The sequence below is a fragment of the Metabacillus flavus genome (assembly GCF_018283675.1).
Classification (GTDB): domain Bacteria; phylum Bacillota; class Bacilli; order Bacillales; family Bacillaceae; genus Metabacillus_B; species Metabacillus_B flavus.
Map to the genome: position 1 here is coordinate 766,562 of NZ_JAGVRK010000001.1, position 14,961 is coordinate 781,522.

Sequence of the window (14,961 nt, forward strand, 5' to 3'; positions counted from 1 at the left end):
GGGAAAATTACGATGCTGATTTTTATAAGTGGTCTAGACGACTAGCCTCCTATATGGTACAATTTTTGTAAAATTAGGAAAAGTAGGTGCCTTATCGATGCTTGCAATCACTCACGCAACGGTTTATGCAGAGTTTGAAACATTCCGGCCGGGATATGTACTTGTTAAAGAGGGGAAAGTGGCAGAAGTCGGGCCGATGGAAAAATTTCAAATGCATTCAGGTTATATTGAGCTGAAACTTAGCCAAACAATTGAACTAATTCCTGGGATGATCGATATGCACATTCATGGAGCTGGCGGGGCTGATGCGATGGATTCAGAAGAGGAAGCACTTGCAGCGATGGCCAACCAGCTTGTTCAAGAAGGAACTACGGCCTTTTTGCCAACAACCATGACTTCCGATACTCAATCAATTGAAAAAGCACTTTCCAATCTAGCTGTCTGCATGTCTAGACCTCCTAAAGGTGCGGAAATTCTCGGGGTCCATGTAGAAGGGCCTTTTTTATCTCCAAAGCGGGCAGGAGCGCAGCTGCCGACTCATTTCTTAACGCCGGACATCCCTCTTTTTGAACAATGGCAGGAAAAAGCAGGCGGTGCGATTAAATTAGTTACGATGGCTCCAGAACTGGAAGGCGGCTTGGAACTGGCCGATTATTTGACCAACAAAGGAGTTATTCCATCCATCGGGCATTCAGATGCGCTATTTTCTGAAGGAGAAAGTGCGGCAGATCACGGGGTACGCCAGGCAACCCATTTATTCAATGGAATGAGGGGACTGCACCATAGGGAAGCAGGAACAGCGGGTTTTGCGCTGCTGGATCCGCGAATCAAGTGCGAGATTATCGCTGACGGGGTTCACGTTGCGCCTGAAATGATCCTTCTCGCATACCGTCTGAAAGGTCCAGAAGGGATGATTATGGTTACGGATTCCATGAGAGCCAAGGGATTAGAAAATGGAGTGTACGATCTTGGCGGCCAGGACGTGTATGTGAAAGACGGAAAAGCAGAGCTTGAGAACGGATCCCTTGCAGGCAGTGTTTTGAAAATGAATGAAGCGGTGCAGAACATGAAGAAATTCACAGGCTGCTCTATGGAGGATATTGTGCAAATGGCATCTGTGAATCCCGCAAAGCAGCTGAATATTTTTGACCGGAAAGGCAGCATTAAGCCCGGAAAGGATGCAGATTTGACGGCTTTATCAAAGGATGGAGATGTGGTGCTGACGATTTGCAGGGGGAAAATCGCATATCAAAAAGGGGGATGGGCATGAAATTAATAGCAGCAGCGGATTATCAGGATATGAGTCAAAAAGCAGCCAGTATTTTTCTAAAGCAGATGGAACAAAAAAAGCAGTCGGTCCTTGGCCTGGCGACGGGAGGAACGGTTAAAGGGGTTTATTCTGAACTGGTTGATGTATTCATCGAAGGGGAAATCTCTTTTGCTGAAGCGGCTTCCTTTAATCTGGATGAATACTTTGGAATGAAAAAAGAGGATCCGAACAGCTACTTCAGCTACATGCAGGAACAATTTTTCAGTAAAACGGATTTTGCTTTAGAAAGAAATCATATTCCGGATGGAACAGCCGCTGATCCTATGGAGGAGTGCAGCAGATATGATCGTTTGATTGAGCAAGCTGGCGGGGTGGACCTGCAGCTCCTTGGCATCGGAGAAAATGGCCATATCGGGTTTAACGAGCCCGGTACGCCTTTTGAGATTGGTACCCATCTCGTCCGGCTGACGGAATCAACGAGACAGGCGAATGCAAGGTATTTCGAAACGATGGCACAGGTACCAAAAGAAGCCATCACAATGGGAATTGGCACCATCATGAAAAGCCGCAAGATCGTTCTCCTTGCTTCCGGAGTGAAAAAAGCGGGAGCGATCGAGCAGCTATGGTACGGAGAAGTGACAGAGGATTTCCCGGCATCCGTGCTGAAACAGCATCCTGATGCTACCATAATTGCAGATAAAGAGGCACTCTCTGGTATTCGTATGGATGGGAAGGGGGAGCTTCATCAATGATAAAAAAAGATTCCCCGGTTCCGATCTATTATCAGGTGGAAGAGAATATTAAAGAAAAAATTAATTCGGGTGAGTGGAAAAGCGGAGAAGCGATCCCTTCTGAGAGACAATTTTGCGAGCAGTATTCGATTAGCCGGATGACGGTCAGGCAGGCAATCAGCAACCTGGTTAGTGAAGGCATTTTGGAGCGGAAAAGAGGGCGGGGAACCTTTGTTTCTGCTCCAAAGCTCAATCAGGAACTGACAGGAATTACGAGTTTTACGGAGCAAATGGCGGAGCAGGGAAGAAAACCGGAAACGAAGGTTATTAGCTTTGAGCAAACGGCATCCTCAAAGCAGGCTGCAAAAGAACTTGGCCTCACGCAGGATGAGGAGATGTACAAAGTGAAAAGGATTCGGCTGGCAGATGGGGAAGCGATGGCTTACGAAACTCTCTACATGCCGGTTCATCTCTTTCCAGACATGACGAAAAAGCATGCCGAGGGTTCCATTTATCAATACATTGAAAATCACTGCAGCATGCCGATCCAATATGGAAAGCAGGAGCTCGAAGCAGCGGAAGCAGGAAAAAAAGCCGCAGAGGCATTGAAACTTGCGGAAGGGGCTCCTGTTTTGAAAATACAGCGGACAAGCTTTTCGGCAGATCATCAGCCAGTTGAATATACAAAAACCATTTATCGCGGAGACCGCTATAAGTATGTAATGGAGCTTGAACGGAGGCAAGGGGGACAATAGGATGGAGCTTAAGGATTTAGCTGTAAAAATGGCAGAGATATATAAATGCAATCCAAAAGTGGATACTATATGGCTTGGAGGATCTGTCTCCAGAGGCTGGGAGGATCGCTATTCCGATATTGAGCTTTTCCTATGCTGGAGTGAAGAACCAAGTGATGAAGACCGGCTTCTTCCTATTCAAGAGGTCAAGGGGGAAATCATAGATTTTCATGACTATGAAGACGAAGAATGGTCAGAAACCTACCACGCTCACGGTGTGAAAATGGAGCTCAGCCATTTTTTGACGAGGACCGTAGATTCAGTTATAGGAGATGTCATTTACCGTTTATCCACAGATCTTGAAAAACAGTGTCTGGCGGCAGCTGTTTTCAACGGGAAATGTCTTGCAGGGGAAGACACATTTCAGAGGCTAATAGAAAAAACAGCTGTCTATCCGGAATCCTTAAAGCTGGCGATGATAACAGAGAATCTAAAGCTTGGAAGCAGATGGAGAAACCGTGATGCCCTTGTGGAAAGACAGGATTGGCTCTTGCTCCATCAGATTTTTGTCACCGTACAGAGAAACGTGATGAGTGTGCTTTTTGCATTAAATGAAACCTATGTTCATCACCCGGGATTTAAATGGCAGAGGCAGTCTCTAGGCGAAATGAATAGGAAGCCAGCATTGGCAGCAGAGCGCATGGAAAATGTCTTTTTGAAGGATCCAAAGCAAGGTTTGGTTATTTTGGAGGAGCTGTTAAAGGATGTCTATCAATTGGTGAAGGATGAATGCCCTGCCCTCAGTATTGATCCTCTCATTCAAGCTAATCAATCGTTTACAGCAAAAAAAACAGGCAAATCATAAATGATTCGCCTGTTTTTTCTTATGCTTCTTTTATTACATTTACTCCAGTGCCAACCGGTTCACCTGGGGAATTCCGGGTTACATATGTACCGGCAATTAAATCATGAAGCGAGCGCTTATCTTCCCTCACACCTACCATAATGGCACTTGCTGCAAGCAAGATTAAAGTAAGCAGCATTCCTCCGAAAAAAATGGCAAAAGCTGACATCATTGAATTGCTCATTTCTAAATTCGCATCCATTGGGCTTGCTAAGGCTTGTGCAAGCTCAGTCCATGCCATTGTTAACGCAATAATAACTCCGATTCCAATGGGAGCGCTATAGAGAATACCGCTTAACAGCGTCCGTTTGAGCATGGTCCAAAACGTGACGTTCGACCCGTTCACTCTTACAATACGAATGCTGACGGCCCTTTTCCCTACCGTATATCCATACCAGAATATCGGAAGCAGCAGTCCGTATAAGAACTGAATTCCGCTGTTAGCATTACTGCCAATGCCTTCTCCAATTAGTAAAACCAAAAAATAACCTAAAATTGCAAAAATAATTCCGTCAATCAGATTTGCGCCTAAGCGAATCCAAAAGCCTGCAGGATTTTTTTCCATAGGCAATCCCCTCCTTTAATATAGTACTTTCCCATCATACACTTTAAAAAAACTCCAGGTAAACCAGTTTTTTGGATAAATGGAGTGCTGCAGCAGAAAAATTTTCTATGATATGATAAAAAGCAGATGCCAATCAGACAAACTGAAGGCTCATCTTTATTTAAAAGTGAGTTTTTATTTTTCAAGGGGAGGCAATTTGTTATGCAGTATAGCTATATGACCAGGCTTTTTTGCCCTAAATGCGGGAGGGATTATGATCCCGAGCAAATTCATCAATTGTGTACATGCGGCTCTCCGCTGCTGGTGGATTATGATTATGAGGAAATCAAAAAGGTATGGAATAAGCAAAGTTTAGCTGCAAGACCAAGCAATATATGGAGATACCACGAGCTTCTGCCAGTGCGCAAGGAAGAGAATGCCGTCACGATGGGCGAGGGTGGAACACCAATACTTCCCGTCTCGAAAATGGGCGAAAAATATGGAATATCACAGCTGTTTATGAAGGATGAAGGACTGATTCCGACTGGGTCCTTTAAAGCCAGGGGAGCGGCAGTTGGGCTCTCAAAAGCGAAAGAGCTTGGAGTGAAAAGATTTGCGATGCCAACGAATGGAAATGCAGGTGCAGCATGGTCGCTTTATGCCGCCAGGGCAGGCCTTGAAGCGAATGTAGTGATGCCGGTTGATGCTCCCATCACGACCCGAAAGGAATGTGCAGCCTCGGGAGCAAGATTGTGGCTGGTGAACGGGCTGATCAGCGATGCCGGAAAAATGGTGGGTGAGCTTGTGGGCAAAAAAGGGTACTACGATGCTTCCACCTTAAAGGAGCCTTACCGGATTGAAGGAAAGAAGACGATGGGCCTGGAGATCGCAGAGCAGTTTAATTGGGAAGTTCCGGATGTCATTCTTTATCCAACAGGCGGCGGAGTCGGACTGATTGGAATTTATAAAGCCATGGTCGAATTGCAAAAACTCGGCTGGATTTCGTCTGAAAAACTGCCCAGGCTGGTTGCTGTTCAGGCGGATGGGTGCGCCCCAATTGTGAAAGCATGGGAAGAAGGAAAACAGGAATCCGAATTCTGGAACAATTCCCAGACCGGGGCCTTTGGAATCAATGTTCCAAAAGCGATTGGAGATTTTCTCGTTCTTGATGCGATTTATCAGACGAAAGGCTGTGCTGTGTCTGTATCAGAGGAAGCCATTCAGCATGCACAGCTGGATGTTGCATCGAAGGAAGGCCTTTTTATTTGTCCTGAAGGGGCGGCCGTTTTTGCTGCTGCCCAGAAGCTGCGTCAGGAGCAATGGATAAAGGAAGATGACACGGTTGTCCTGCTTAACACAGGACTGGGTATTAAGTACGCTGATGATCTCAAGGCTGAGGCTCCCGTACTTGAACCGGGTGACTCCCTCTTATAAACATTTCGACTAAAAATAAGGAATTCACCAGTCTAAATGAGCAGGAACAGTTGGGGAATTGGCGCTATTGGCATCGGATGAAGCTGCTGACATAATGGTGGGGAGATTAGGAAAAGGAGCCCAAACTATATGAAAATGAAAGTAATCGCCGCCATAGCCATAAGCTCTAGTTTAGCAATTAGTCTCCCGTTCATTAAGTCATCTGCAGCTACAATCCTGCAAACAGCCAAGCAGTATATGGGTACAAGCTATTCAAGTAAAGGAAATACACCGGCTGAAGGATTCAACTCAGCCGGATTTGTTCAATATGTTTTTAAGAAAACTAAGGGAATTGAACTTCCGTCTCTATCAAGCGAGCAGTGGAGCTTTGGAACAGAGGTAAAAAGGGATAACCTGCAGCCGGGGGATGTCCTGTTTTTTAACGATTCATCCGGCGGAAAGCTTTCCACGACCGGAATTTATGAAGGGAATGGACGGATGATTTACAGCTCTGTGTCGAAAGGAGTTACAACTGTCGGATTTCAAAACTCTGATTATTGGAACAGCCGCTATGCGGGAGCGAAGCGGATTACCGCGCCGCTGAAGATGGCATTGGATAACCCGGTTATTTCAAAAGGGCTTCAGTATTTAAATGTTCCGTATACAGAGGGAGGCCAGTCGCCTGATGGATTTGACTGTTCCGGATTCACCAAGTATGTGTATGAAAAAGCATCCGGAATCTACTTGCCGGACACCCCTGACCAGCAATGGGCGGTTGGAGCTTCGGTAGCGAGGGAAAACATCCAGCCGGGAGATCTTGTGCTTTTCAAAGACACACATCGGCCCGGAATTTCCCACGTTGGCATTTACGCAGGAAATAACCAAATTCTCAATGCAACGCGGATTGGCGGCGCGAATAAAGTAACGGTCAGCTACCTCACGAATAACTTTTTACAGGAAAAATTCGCGGGAATAAAACGGGTCAGCGGACTTGGGATCGACCGAAGCGAGCCCGTGGTGAAGAATGCTGAAGAACTTGTCGGAACAAAGTTCGCGAAGAACGGAGTTTCGCCTGAAACCGGATTTGATACATCCGGTTTCGTGCAGTATGTATTTAAGAAGGCAAAAGGCATGCAGCTGCCAAGGTACGGAAACCAGCAGATTAACCTGGGTCAGGAAGTTGCTGAAAAGGACCTTAAACCAGGAGATCTCGTCTTTTTCCAAACCGGCTCAATCGTACCTGCTATTTATGCCGGTAAAGGGCAGGTAATCCTCACATCAAATGATGGAGTAAAAGTCATTCATTACAAGGTGAGCACTTACTGGTCCGGCAAATATTTGAAAGCTAAACGCATATAAGTGAAAAGCCCCTGCTGACTCCTGGCAGGGGCTTAATGCATGTTTTAGTGGCTTTTTTGCTGACGCTGGTTTGCTGCGCTGGCTCTCGCCTGTGCTTCAACGTCGGCTTGGTCGGCTAATTCACGGGAATACTCCTCATACGTTCCATCCGTTTCTTTTTTCAGCTGCTTCGGAACTTGAGGAAGACTATTCTTGTTTTTATCACGATTGTGCTGTTTGTGTCCTCTTCCCAAAATGAACGCCCCCTGTGTTGTGAACTTGTGGTTCCCTACTAGAATGGCCGATATAGGCGGCGAACATGCTGGAAACTAGTTCTTCTTCTTCGTAAAACCGCCAGCGCGGTCAGCCGCTTTAAATTCTTTTCCGAAGAGAACCTCCTGTGCAGTGGTCAGTGTTCTCTTTGAATTCTCATGACGTTTCTTTTCCATTATGTATTCAGCTCCATTCATTAGAATAGGACTATTTTCGACAAGTATGGGGGGATTCATACAATGGGGCGGGGAAGTAATTGAAGTAATTATAACCGATAGCTGAAGCGGGTGGTTTCGGCTGGTTCTAAGGTGAAGGTGGCTGAAAAGAAGGCGAGTTTGGCTGGAAGGAGATTCGGGTCGGCTGGAAAAATCAGTTTGGCTGGAAAGCCGCTGGTATCGGCTGAAATCGGGATCGAAGTGGCTGATATAACATTGAAATCGGCCGCAAAGAGAAGGGGATCGGCTGGAAAAGCACATTACGATGGAAAATTTGTTTATTCCAGCAGCTGCAGTCCAAACCAATCAAAAAGCCCGCAAATAAAATTGGCGGGCGATTTTCTCAAGCTTCTTTCAAGTGCTGTTCTTCCGCAGCGGAAGGGGTTCTCATGGTGAAGAGTGTATATAAATCCTTTTTAATTTCATATAGGCTGTAGATGTCTTCGCCGTTGTTGATTTGATCCAGCAGCGCTTTGCGTGTTTCATTGGCACATTCAACGTATGGGAGTTTTTCAGCCGCTTTGGTGGACCGGACGTTGACTTTCCGGATGCGGAGAAAAATAGTGTCGATTCCCAGTTCGTAGAATAGTTCATTGAAAAATGCGTCTTTTGCCGCTTGGTTGTAGCCCTTCCCATGGTAAGGCTTGCCGAGCCAGGTTCCGAGGAACCCGGCATTTTCCTGGAGGTCAAAAAGACTGATGGTCCCGATTGGAGAGCCCCATTCATCGAGAATGGTCCGTGAAATCAATTCACTGCGCTCTTCGGCTTCGATTGTTTGCTTGGTTAAAAACAAATATTCCTCGATTGAATCAGCTTTATGACGTACGTAAGGGAAGACGTCGGGGTGTACCATAAGTTCATACAGCGCATGACTATCGTGAATGTCACGTTTTTTAAGCATCTTTCTCGCTCCCTCCAACATGAGGGCAGACGCGTAGCCTTAGCCCCACCCTCGAAATTTTTTAAATTAGCCAAAAAATTTCGGGGTGGGAATCGAACCCACTAGGACCAGTAAAACTGGTGGCGCACCATTTGCCTTCCCATTGAACCCAGGTCATTAAGTTGTCATACACAGCAAGGCTTTGTGAGCAAGCCATGCACTGATATCATACTCGAATTTGTTTGAAAAAGATACAGTTTTTTTATGAAAATTTATTGGTTTTTTTGGCCAATTTTTATCCCTTTTTCAGAGGCCCATTTGGGGTCTTCAAACACAAATTTTCCGTCGATCATCGTGCACTTTGGTTTCGCTAAATAATGGAAAGGGTGATGGCTCCAAAGAACCAAATCTGCGTCCTTTCCAACCTCTAAACTGCCGATGCGGTGGTCGACTTGAAGATTGCGTGCTGCAGTAATTGTGATGCCTTCAATCGCTTTTTGCTCATCGAAGCCTTCACGGACGGCAAGTGAAGCGACTACATTCAAATATTGGATTGGAGTGTATGGGTGATCCGTTGTAATGGATACTTCTACTCCTTTATCGGTTAGGGCCTGATACGTTTGCCAGCTTTTATTTCTAAGCTCGATTTTTGACCGTCTTGTAAAGGTCGGACCAACACTAACCTTTGCATTCGTGCCTGCAAATTCATCTGCAATGAGATGGCCTTCCGTACAGTGCTCAATTCTGTAATCTAAATTGAACTCCTCCGCGAACCTGATGGCAGATAGGATATCGTCTGCTCTGTGTGCGTGAATGCGGACAGGAATTTCGCGTCTTAATGCACGGCGGATGGATAGGGAGCGGAAATCTTCTTTTTCATCGCAGTATTTTGCGAGATAAAACGCTTCCCTGAGCATCCCCATAATCCCCATTCTGGTGATGGAATCCTTATTGCCTGTACTATGGATCCGTTTTGGATTTTCCCCAAGGGCAATTTTCAGACCGGCGGTTTCCTTGATCAGCATGTTGCTTATGTTGACCCCGCAGGTTTTGATAACAGATGTCGTTCCGCCGATTACGTTGGCGCTCCCAGGCATAATGTGAACGGTCGTAATTCCGTGGGAAATCGCATCACGGAATCCGGAGTCAAGCGGATGAACCCCATCAAGCGCCCGGATGTGAGGGGTCAATGGTTCAACGGTTTCATTGGCGTCGTTTCCGGCCCATCCGGTTCCTTCATCATAAAGACCAAGATGGGTATGAACATCAATCAGTCCCGGAAACAAATATTGATCCTGACAATCAATGATCGTACAGTCATCAGGTGCCGGAATGTTTTTTTCGATTTTGACGATTTTCCCATTTTCTACAAGAAGATCGGAAGCATATAAAATCTCGGACGTGACGGGAAAAATAGTAGCGCGCTTAAATAATGTGCAGGTCATTTTTGTGCTCCTAGCGGAAATGGATTTTATACTATTTTATTATGTCAGACAGAGCAGGTTCAAGCGATGGATAAATAAATGTATAGCCGTTTTCAATCGCTTTTTTCGGAAGCACACGCTGTCCTTCCAATAAAAGAATGCTCATTTCCCCAAGAGCAAGCTTAATGGCGCTGCTTGGTGCCGGCAGCCAGTGGGGCTTGTTAATGACTTTGCCTAGCGTTTTCCCGAAGGTTTCCATTTGAACAGGGTTGGGTGACGTCATGTTGATCGGTCCGCTGATTTCATCATTCTGGATGATGAAATCCATTAAGCCGGCAATATCGGTTACATGAATCCAGGACATCCATTGGTTGCCTGAGCCGAGCGGGCCTCCGCCGTATAATTTATAAGGAAGGATCATTTTCTGGAGCACGCCGCCTTCTCCCAGAACAATTCCGAGTCTGGCATAAACCGTACGGATGCCAAGGTCGCGGATCATGGATGCTTCCTGTTCCCATTTTTGAACGGTGCTTGAAAGGAAATCTTCATCCGTTACATCAGAATCCTCTGTAAATGTATTTTCTTCAGACGTCCCGTATATTCCAACGGCACTGGCATTTATGAAAACAGACGGTTTATTTTCCAGTCCGTTCAAAATTTTAAAAACTTCTCTTGTGGATTCAACGCGGCTTTCTACAATTTCCTTTTTCGTTTCCTCCGTCCAGCGGGAGCTGATTGATTTTCCTGCAAGGTTGATCATGACATCGAGGCCTTCAAGATTCGGTGCAGGGTTAGACCCATCCATCCATTTCATATATTCAATGTTTCCGTAGCCTTCTTTTTCACTTCTGGATAAGATAACAACTTTATGGCCTTCTCTTGCAAAGTATTGGGCGATATGTTTTCCGACGAAACCGGATCCTCCGGCTATAGCTATTTTCATTCTTCTCACCTCGCGTTAATTTTAAATGCTTTTTCTAAGCTCTACCCTGCCTCCCTGATGATAAACGTGTGCTAAAATAGGAGAGAGGTGTTGAGGATGGCTTTTATAACGAAAATTACGTCCCAGCAAAAAAACGCTGAGCGGTATAACATCTATTTGGATTATGGAAAAGGGGAAGAGTTTGGTTTCGGTGTGGACGAGCACACTCTGCTTAAACACGGCCTCGCAAAAGGCAAGGAACTCTCCGAATTGGACATTGCAGAAATCTGCACAGGTGATAATGTAAGAAAAGCGTACAATTCCGCTCTGGACTTTCTCAGTTATAGAATGCGCTCAACCATGGAAATCAAGCAGCAGCTGGAGAAAAAAGAATTCCAGCCTGAGACCATTCAAGAGGTGCTCCATCAGCTTAATGAATCCGGCTTAATTAATGATCAGCAATTTGCTGATGCATTTACGAGAACGCAGTGGCAATCTTCTGGAAAGGGCCCGACCGTCATTAGGCAGGAGCTGATACAAAAGGGGATTGCACCGCTTGATATTGAACAGGCATTATCCTTATATTCACATGAAGAGCAGCGCGATGCTGCGATGGTGCATGCTGAAAAATTCATGAAAAAAAATCATGCTATTTCCGCGTTTCAAATTCAAAAGAAGCTTGAACAGCTTCTCATTCGCAAGGGCTTCAGTTTCAACCTAATCTCCGAGGTCGTGCAATCGCTGGAATTCGGCGGCAATCAGGATGATGAAAAAGAAGCGCTCGCTAAGCAGGCAAATAAAGTGATGTACAAATATAACAAAGGCAATGACTATGAATACAGGCAAAAAATGAAGCAATACTTGTATCGGAAAGGCTTTCAGATCGAACTCATTGATGAGTTCCTGGAAAACCCCGAAGAATTTATACAGAATTAATATTCGCTTCAAACCTGCCCGATTCCTTTTTGGGCTGCACACTAGGGGGAACGATGGAAATGCAAACACAGCGATACAGTGAAATGACCCAATTTGAACTGAATACGGAAATTGGAGCATTAAAAGAGAAAGCAAGGAAGGCAGAGCAAATGGGGATGGTCAACGAATTTGCCGTGCTCGACCGGAAAATTTCAATGGCAAAATCCTACTTGCTGGATCCTGCAGAGTTTAAGGCTGGGGATGAATATGAAATCGAGGGTGCTCCCGGAGAGATTTTCAAGATTGTATATATGAACGGAATATTCGCCTGGGGACACCGTCTTGAGACCCCTGATCGGGAGGAAGCGCTGCCGATTTCCGTGCTCCTTAAACCTTAAAGACCGGCCGCATTAGCACGGCCAGTCTTTTTGCTGCGTTCCGCCGTTCACCTGGGGTGAGCGTACTTCAGGGTTATAGAAGCTGCGAATACGCTTTGTTCTTGAATCGAAGGATAGGTGAAGATTGCCCGGCAAGAAGATCTCGATTAGTTGTAATCTTCTCTTTGGCCAGAAGCTCTCATACGCTCCTGGGGATGATCGTTGATCGAACCGTCAGCGCGTTTGGACGCATACGCGCCTTTCGCACGCGCTTCGCCTTCTGATCTTGCTGCAATGGGGAAATCCTTTGCTTTGTTCCGCAATCGAACCGCCTCCAGTGATGGGTTGTTTCGCTTCATTTGTATCGAAGCGTACTACTATTATGAGCATCAGGCTTTGTATTATAATTAGTACATACAGGCAGAATTGCCTTCAAAAAGGAGGTGCTCTGAATGGAGAGCTATTATGAGCGTCTTACTGATTTGCTGCTTTTAAAAAATGATTCGCTTGCATATGCACAGGCAAGAACATGGGTAGAACTGCTTTGGGAGGATTTCGAAGCTACTTATGCAAAAGCGGGTGCAACATATAAAGGCAAAGAAATGACGGAAGCCATCGTAAGAAATTGGATTGAACAATATGGTCCAAGGCTTCATGAATTCGTCGCTTCAAATCCGAAATACAAGCATCTTTTAAACAACGATGATTATCTGCAGCATTAAAAAGAGGCGGGTTCCTTTTAGGAACCGCCTCTTTTAATCGGGAATGATGTGAAGTTTTTTTCTGAGTTTTTCTTCACTGAAGATCCATCCAGTATAGGAACTGACAATTTTCAGACTGCTGTCAAGCTGAACAATCGCAACGAAAGGATAATATCCTTTACTGCGGTAGCGAAGATCGATAAAGCGCACTTCATAGTGATCAGAGAATTCTTCCACTTCCCAGCGATAAACAGGCGAGAAGGATAAGAACGCAGAAATGTTATGATCCTCTTCAGCAGCTTTAATCATTTCTGTCTGCGGAACAGGGACGCGGTCGAACTCATCAAGCACAGTTAATACACCTTTAACATGACGCGCCACATAAAAATGGGATTCCGTCGTAACAGCAAGGTGCCAGCTCCTGAATTTCAATGTCGGAGAAATGATGATTCCGGTCACATTGTTGAACCGTTCGTTAATTTCATGAACGATTTTTTTGTTCATAATATACCTTACTACATAATAACCTGCCAGGATTGCGAACATGACGGCAAACGTATAGCCCTGCGGTGCTCCGAAGACCCAAATCGCAATAGCAAGACCATGAATGGAGAAAATAATCGGATCAAACGTGTTGATTAATCCGAGTGCAATCCATTTATCCGAAAATGGCCTTAAAGCCTGAGTTCCATAAGCGTTAAAAATATCCACAAACACGTGCAGTGCGACAGCAATGAATGTCCAAATCCCTAAATGCAGCAAATCTACCCCGGGAAAAAAAAGATAAATCAATGCTGTAATCAGAACTGACCATATCAAAACGGCAGGCATGGAATGCGTAATGCCCCGATGATTTCGGATATAGACAGCATTGTTTCGAAGTTTTAGAATAGTATCCAGGTCCGGAGCCTGCGAGCCAAGAATAACAGCTGCCATAACAGCATGAGATGCTGCAGGGTCACTTCCAATTACGGGATCAAGTGTCGCCGCTCCTCCAAGTGCAATCCCCATCACCACATGGGTGGCAGTATCCATAAAATCCCTCCCAGCTTTTAAACGATTCTCAAGTAAACTCTCCGACAAAATAACCGGGAAACAGGATCTCGTTTTTCTTATCATGCTACTGCTATGTTTCCCATTTTAATATGAATCTTAACATCTGGAGGCTCCAACATGAAAAACATATTGTCTAAATTGAAAAAAGAAGAGTTTCAGCAGGACCTGATCGGCTGGTTTCAAAAGGAGCAGCGGATTCTTCCATGGCGCGAAAACTCCGACCCCTACCGAGTCTGGGTATCTGAGGTTATGCTCCAGCAAACAAGAGTAGACACGGTCATCCCATATTTTCTGAACTTCATGGAAAAATTCCCTAATCCAGCAGCCCTTGCAAATGCAGACGAGGAACAAGTCATGAAAGCCTGGGAAGGGCTCGGCTATTACTCAAGAGTGCGCAACCTCCAAGCAGCTGTTAGGGAAGTACATGAATCATACGATGGAGTAGTACCTGCTGACCCCGACAAGTTCGGTGAACTTAAAGGGGTCGGCCCATATACGAAGGGCGCTGTAATGAGCATCGCCTACAATATCCCGGAACCGGCTGTAGACGGAAACGTTATGCGCGTGATGTCCAGAATCCTTTTAATAGAAGAAGACATCGCCAAACCGAAAACAAGAAAGCTCTTTGACACAGCCATCAGAGAAGTTATTGCAAAGGACAACCCATCCGATTTTAATCAGGCACTCATGGAACTCGGCGCCCTCATCTGCACCCCGACGTCCCCATCATGCCTGCTTTGTCCCGTAAGAGAACATTGTCAGGCATTTGAGCAAGGAAAACAAAACGTCCTGCCCGTCAAAAGCAAAAAGAAAAAGCAGAAGTCCCTGCTTCTTGGAGCCGCCGTATTGACTGACAGCGAGGGGAACTTCTGGATTCACAAACGGCCGTCGGAAGGCCTGCTCGCCAATCTTTGGGAGTTTCCAAACTGCGAAACTGTATCGGAGACCATGACACAAAAAGCAGAGCTTGAATTATTTTTAAATAAAGCATACGGTGCACTAACTGAATTAACACCTATAGAAGGAATCATCCAGCACGTGTTCAGCCACCTGATTTGGAACATCACCCTTTTTACAGGAAAAGTGGAACGGGCTGATGCCGGAGCCGGACTCGTTAAAGTAACGGAAGAAGAGATGAGGGCTTACGCCTTTCCTGTATCCCACCAGAAGATTTATCAGCTGTTTTTGGATAAGGAGAAGAACTGATTGAGGAACCCGGCATGTGCCGGGTTGTATTCTTATTGTTAGGACGGGCATCCAGAAA

At 45.5% G+C, this 14,961-nt stretch carries 18 protein-coding genes; 10 read left to right on the forward strand and 8 right to left on the reverse strand.

Annotated elements, in window-relative coordinates; genetic code table 11:
• Positions 1–97 precede the first annotated feature (97 nt).
• From nagA to J9317_RS04020, 4 genes are read left to right on the forward strand one after another with little or no spacing between them, the layout of a single operon-like run.
• Positions 98–1,270 carry an N-acetylglucosamine-6-phosphate deacetylase gene (gene nagA / locus J9317_RS04005; RefSeq protein WP_211556593.1) on the forward strand — a complete coding sequence of 391 codons (1,173 nt, stop codon included), beginning with the start codon at positions 98–100 and terminating at the stop codon, positions 1,268–1,270.
• On the forward strand, positions 1,261–2,022 hold the full coding sequence (nagB, locus tag J9317_RS04010; protein WP_211556594.1) for a glucosamine-6-phosphate deaminase: 762 nt from the start codon (positions 1,261–1,263) through the stop codon (positions 2,020–2,022). The genes nagA and nagB overlap by 10 nt, the downstream gene beginning before the upstream one ends.
• On the forward strand, positions 2,019–2,756 hold the full coding sequence (gene phnF / locus J9317_RS04015; protein WP_211556595.1) for a phosphonate metabolism transcriptional regulator PhnF: 738 nt from the start codon (positions 2,019–2,021) through the stop codon (positions 2,754–2,756). Before nagB ends, phnF begins: the two co-directional genes overlap by 4 nt.
• Position 2,757: 1 nt before the next feature.
• Positions 2,758–3,600 (forward strand): DUF4037 domain-containing protein, encoded by an 843-nt coding sequence (locus J9317_RS04020; protein ID WP_211556596.1) that lies wholly within the window; start codon positions 2,758–2,760, stop codon positions 3,598–3,600.
• A 19-nt stretch (positions 3,601–3,619) separates the two neighbouring features.
• Here the strand turns inward: J9317_RS04020 and J9317_RS04025 are convergent, their stop codons facing one another.
• Positions 3,620–4,204: an RDD family protein gene (locus J9317_RS04025; RefSeq protein WP_211556597.1), complete on the reverse strand. Its 585-nt coding sequence runs from the start codon at positions 4,202–4,204 to the stop codon at positions 3,620–3,622.
• A 201-nt stretch (positions 4,205–4,405) separates the two neighbouring features.
• Here J9317_RS04025 and J9317_RS04030 point away from each other — a divergent pair, with 201 nt between their 5' ends.
• Positions 4,406–5,617, forward strand: a complete 1,212-nt coding sequence (locus tag J9317_RS04030) for a threonine synthase (protein WP_211556598.1) — start codon at positions 4,406–4,408, stop codon at positions 5,615–5,617.
• 129 nt (positions 5,618–5,746) lie between these two features.
• On the forward strand, positions 5,747–6,955 hold the full coding sequence (locus J9317_RS04035) for a C40 family peptidase (RefSeq protein WP_211556599.1): 1,209 nt from the start codon (positions 5,747–5,749) through the stop codon (positions 6,953–6,955).
• Positions 6,956–6,999: 44 nt separating this feature from the next.
• Here J9317_RS04035 and J9317_RS04040 read toward each other — a convergent pair whose 3' ends face one another.
• The 5 genes from J9317_RS04040 to J9317_RS04060 form a co-directional block, all read right to left on the reverse strand.
• Entirely contained in the window at positions 7,000–7,188 is a 189-nt protein-coding gene (locus tag J9317_RS04040) for a YfhD family protein (RefSeq protein WP_211556600.1), read from the reverse strand.
• A 75-nt stretch (positions 7,189–7,263) separates the two neighbouring features.
• On the reverse strand, positions 7,264–7,383 hold the full coding sequence (locus tag J9317_RS04045; protein ID WP_249291989.1) for a YfhE family protein: 120 nt from the start codon (positions 7,381–7,383) through the stop codon (positions 7,264–7,266).
• Positions 7,384–7,765: 382 nt separating this feature from the next.
• A complete protein-coding gene (locus tag J9317_RS04050; RefSeq protein ID WP_211556601.1) occupies positions 7,766–8,323 on the reverse strand; it encodes a GNAT family N-acetyltransferase in 558 nt (185 codons plus the stop codon).
• Positions 8,324–8,574: 251 nt separating this feature from the next.
• A complete protein-coding gene (locus J9317_RS04055) occupies positions 8,575–9,747 on the reverse strand; it encodes an amidohydrolase (protein ID WP_211556602.1) in 1,173 nt (390 codons plus the stop codon).
• 31 nt (positions 9,748–9,778) lie between these two features.
• The gene (locus J9317_RS04060) at positions 9,779–10,669 is read right to left on the reverse strand and encodes a TIGR01777 family oxidoreductase (protein WP_211556603.1); all 891 of its coding nucleotides are present in this window, start codon (positions 10,667–10,669) and stop codon (positions 9,779–9,781) included.
• A gap of 96 nt (positions 10,670–10,765) precedes the next feature.
• On the opposite strand from J9317_RS04060, the gene recX reads away from it, so the two are divergent.
• Together recX and J9317_RS04070 are read left to right on the forward strand one after the other, a co-directional pair.
• Positions 10,766–11,584 (forward strand): recombination regulator RecX, encoded by an 819-nt coding sequence (recX, locus tag J9317_RS04065; protein ID WP_211556604.1) that lies wholly within the window; start codon positions 10,766–10,768, stop codon positions 11,582–11,584.
• 59 nt (positions 11,585–11,643) lie between these two features.
• Positions 11,644–11,961 carry a YfhH family protein gene (locus J9317_RS04070; RefSeq protein WP_211562099.1) on the forward strand — a complete coding sequence of 106 codons (318 nt, stop codon included), beginning with the start codon at positions 11,644–11,646 and terminating at the stop codon, positions 11,959–11,961.
• 146 nt (positions 11,962–12,107) lie between these two features.
• On the opposite strand, the gene sspK is transcribed toward J9317_RS04070, so the two are convergent.
• The gene (gene sspK, locus J9317_RS04075; RefSeq protein ID WP_431190668.1) at positions 12,108–12,299 is read right to left on the reverse strand and encodes a small, acid-soluble spore protein K; all 192 of its coding nucleotides are present in this window, start codon (positions 12,297–12,299) and stop codon (positions 12,108–12,110) included.
• A gap of 93 nt (positions 12,300–12,392) precedes the next feature.
• Between sspK and J9317_RS04080 the strand changes: the two genes are divergently transcribed.
• Positions 12,393–12,662, forward strand: coding sequence for a YfhJ family protein (locus J9317_RS04080; RefSeq protein ID WP_035405955.1), 270 nt, complete (start codon positions 12,393–12,395; stop codon positions 12,660–12,662).
• A 33-nt stretch (positions 12,663–12,695) separates the two neighbouring features.
• Here the strand turns inward: J9317_RS04080 and J9317_RS04085 are convergent, their stop codons facing one another.
• Positions 12,696–13,676 (reverse strand): metal-dependent hydrolase, encoded by a 981-nt coding sequence (locus tag J9317_RS04085; protein WP_211556606.1) that lies wholly within the window; start codon positions 13,674–13,676, stop codon positions 12,696–12,698.
• Positions 13,677–13,814: 138 nt separating this feature from the next.
• On the opposite strand from J9317_RS04085, the gene mutY reads away from it, so the two are divergent.
• Positions 13,815–14,903: an A/G-specific adenine glycosylase gene (gene mutY / locus J9317_RS04090; RefSeq protein ID WP_211556607.1), complete on the forward strand. Its 1,089-nt coding sequence runs from the start codon at positions 13,815–13,817 to the stop codon at positions 14,901–14,903.
• The last annotated feature ends 58 nt before the right edge of the window (positions 14,904–14,961 follow it).

What these genes read in the sequence shown, in the direction of transcription:
- nagA (WP_211556593.1), top strand. Translation starts at nt 98, where the DNA reads ATGCTTGCAATCACTCACGCAACGGTTTATGCAGAGTTTGAAACATTC.
- nagB (WP_211556594.1), top strand. Translation starts at nt 1,261, where the DNA reads ATGGGCATGAAATTAATAGCAGCAGCGGATTATCAGGATATGAGTCAA.
- phnF (WP_211556595.1), top strand. Translation starts at nt 2,019, where the DNA reads ATGATAAAAAAAGATTCCCCGGTTCCGATCTATTATCAGGTGGAAGAG.
- J9317_RS04020 (WP_211556596.1), top strand. Translation starts at nt 2,758, where the DNA reads ATGGAGCTTAAGGATTTAGCTGTAAAAATGGCAGAGATATATAAATGC.
- J9317_RS04025 (WP_211556597.1), bottom strand. Translation starts at nt 4,204, where the DNA reads ATGGAAAAAAATCCTGCAGGCTTTTGGATTCGCTTAGGCGCAAATCTG.
- J9317_RS04030 (WP_211556598.1), top strand. Translation starts at nt 4,406, where the DNA reads ATGCAGTATAGCTATATGACCAGGCTTTTTTGCCCTAAATGCGGGAGG.
- J9317_RS04035 (WP_211556599.1), top strand. Translation starts at nt 5,747, where the DNA reads ATGAAAATGAAAGTAATCGCCGCCATAGCCATAAGCTCTAGTTTAGCA.
- J9317_RS04045 (WP_249291989.1), bottom strand. Translation starts at nt 7,383, where the DNA reads ATGGAAAAGAAACGTCATGAGAATTCAAAGAGAACACTGACCACTGCA.
- J9317_RS04050 (WP_211556601.1), bottom strand. Translation starts at nt 8,323, where the DNA reads ATGCTTAAAAAACGTGACATTCACGATAGTCATGCGCTGTATGAACTT.
- J9317_RS04055 (WP_211556602.1), bottom strand. Translation starts at nt 9,747, where the DNA reads ATGACCTGCACATTATTTAAGCGCGCTACTATTTTTCCCGTCACGTCC.
- J9317_RS04060 (WP_211556603.1), bottom strand. Translation starts at nt 10,669, where the DNA reads ATGAAAATAGCTATAGCCGGAGGATCCGGTTTCGTCGGAAAACATATC.
- recX (WP_211556604.1), top strand. Translation starts at nt 10,766, where the DNA reads ATGGCTTTTATAACGAAAATTACGTCCCAGCAAAAAAACGCTGAGCGG.
- J9317_RS04070 (WP_211562099.1), top strand. Translation starts at nt 11,644, where the DNA reads ATGCAAACACAGCGATACAGTGAAATGACCCAATTTGAACTGAATACG.
- sspK (WP_431190668.1), bottom strand. Translation starts at nt 12,299, where the DNA reads ATGAAGCGAAACAACCCATCACTGGAGGCGGTTCGATTGCGGAACAAA.
- J9317_RS04080 (WP_035405955.1), top strand. Translation starts at nt 12,393, where the DNA reads ATGGAGAGCTATTATGAGCGTCTTACTGATTTGCTGCTTTTAAAAAAT.
- J9317_RS04085 (WP_211556606.1), bottom strand. Translation starts at nt 13,676, where the DNA reads ATGGATACTGCCACCCATGTGGTGATGGGGATTGCACTTGGAGGAGCG.
- mutY (WP_211556607.1), top strand. Translation starts at nt 13,815, where the DNA reads ATGAAAAACATATTGTCTAAATTGAAAAAAGAAGAGTTTCAGCAGGAC.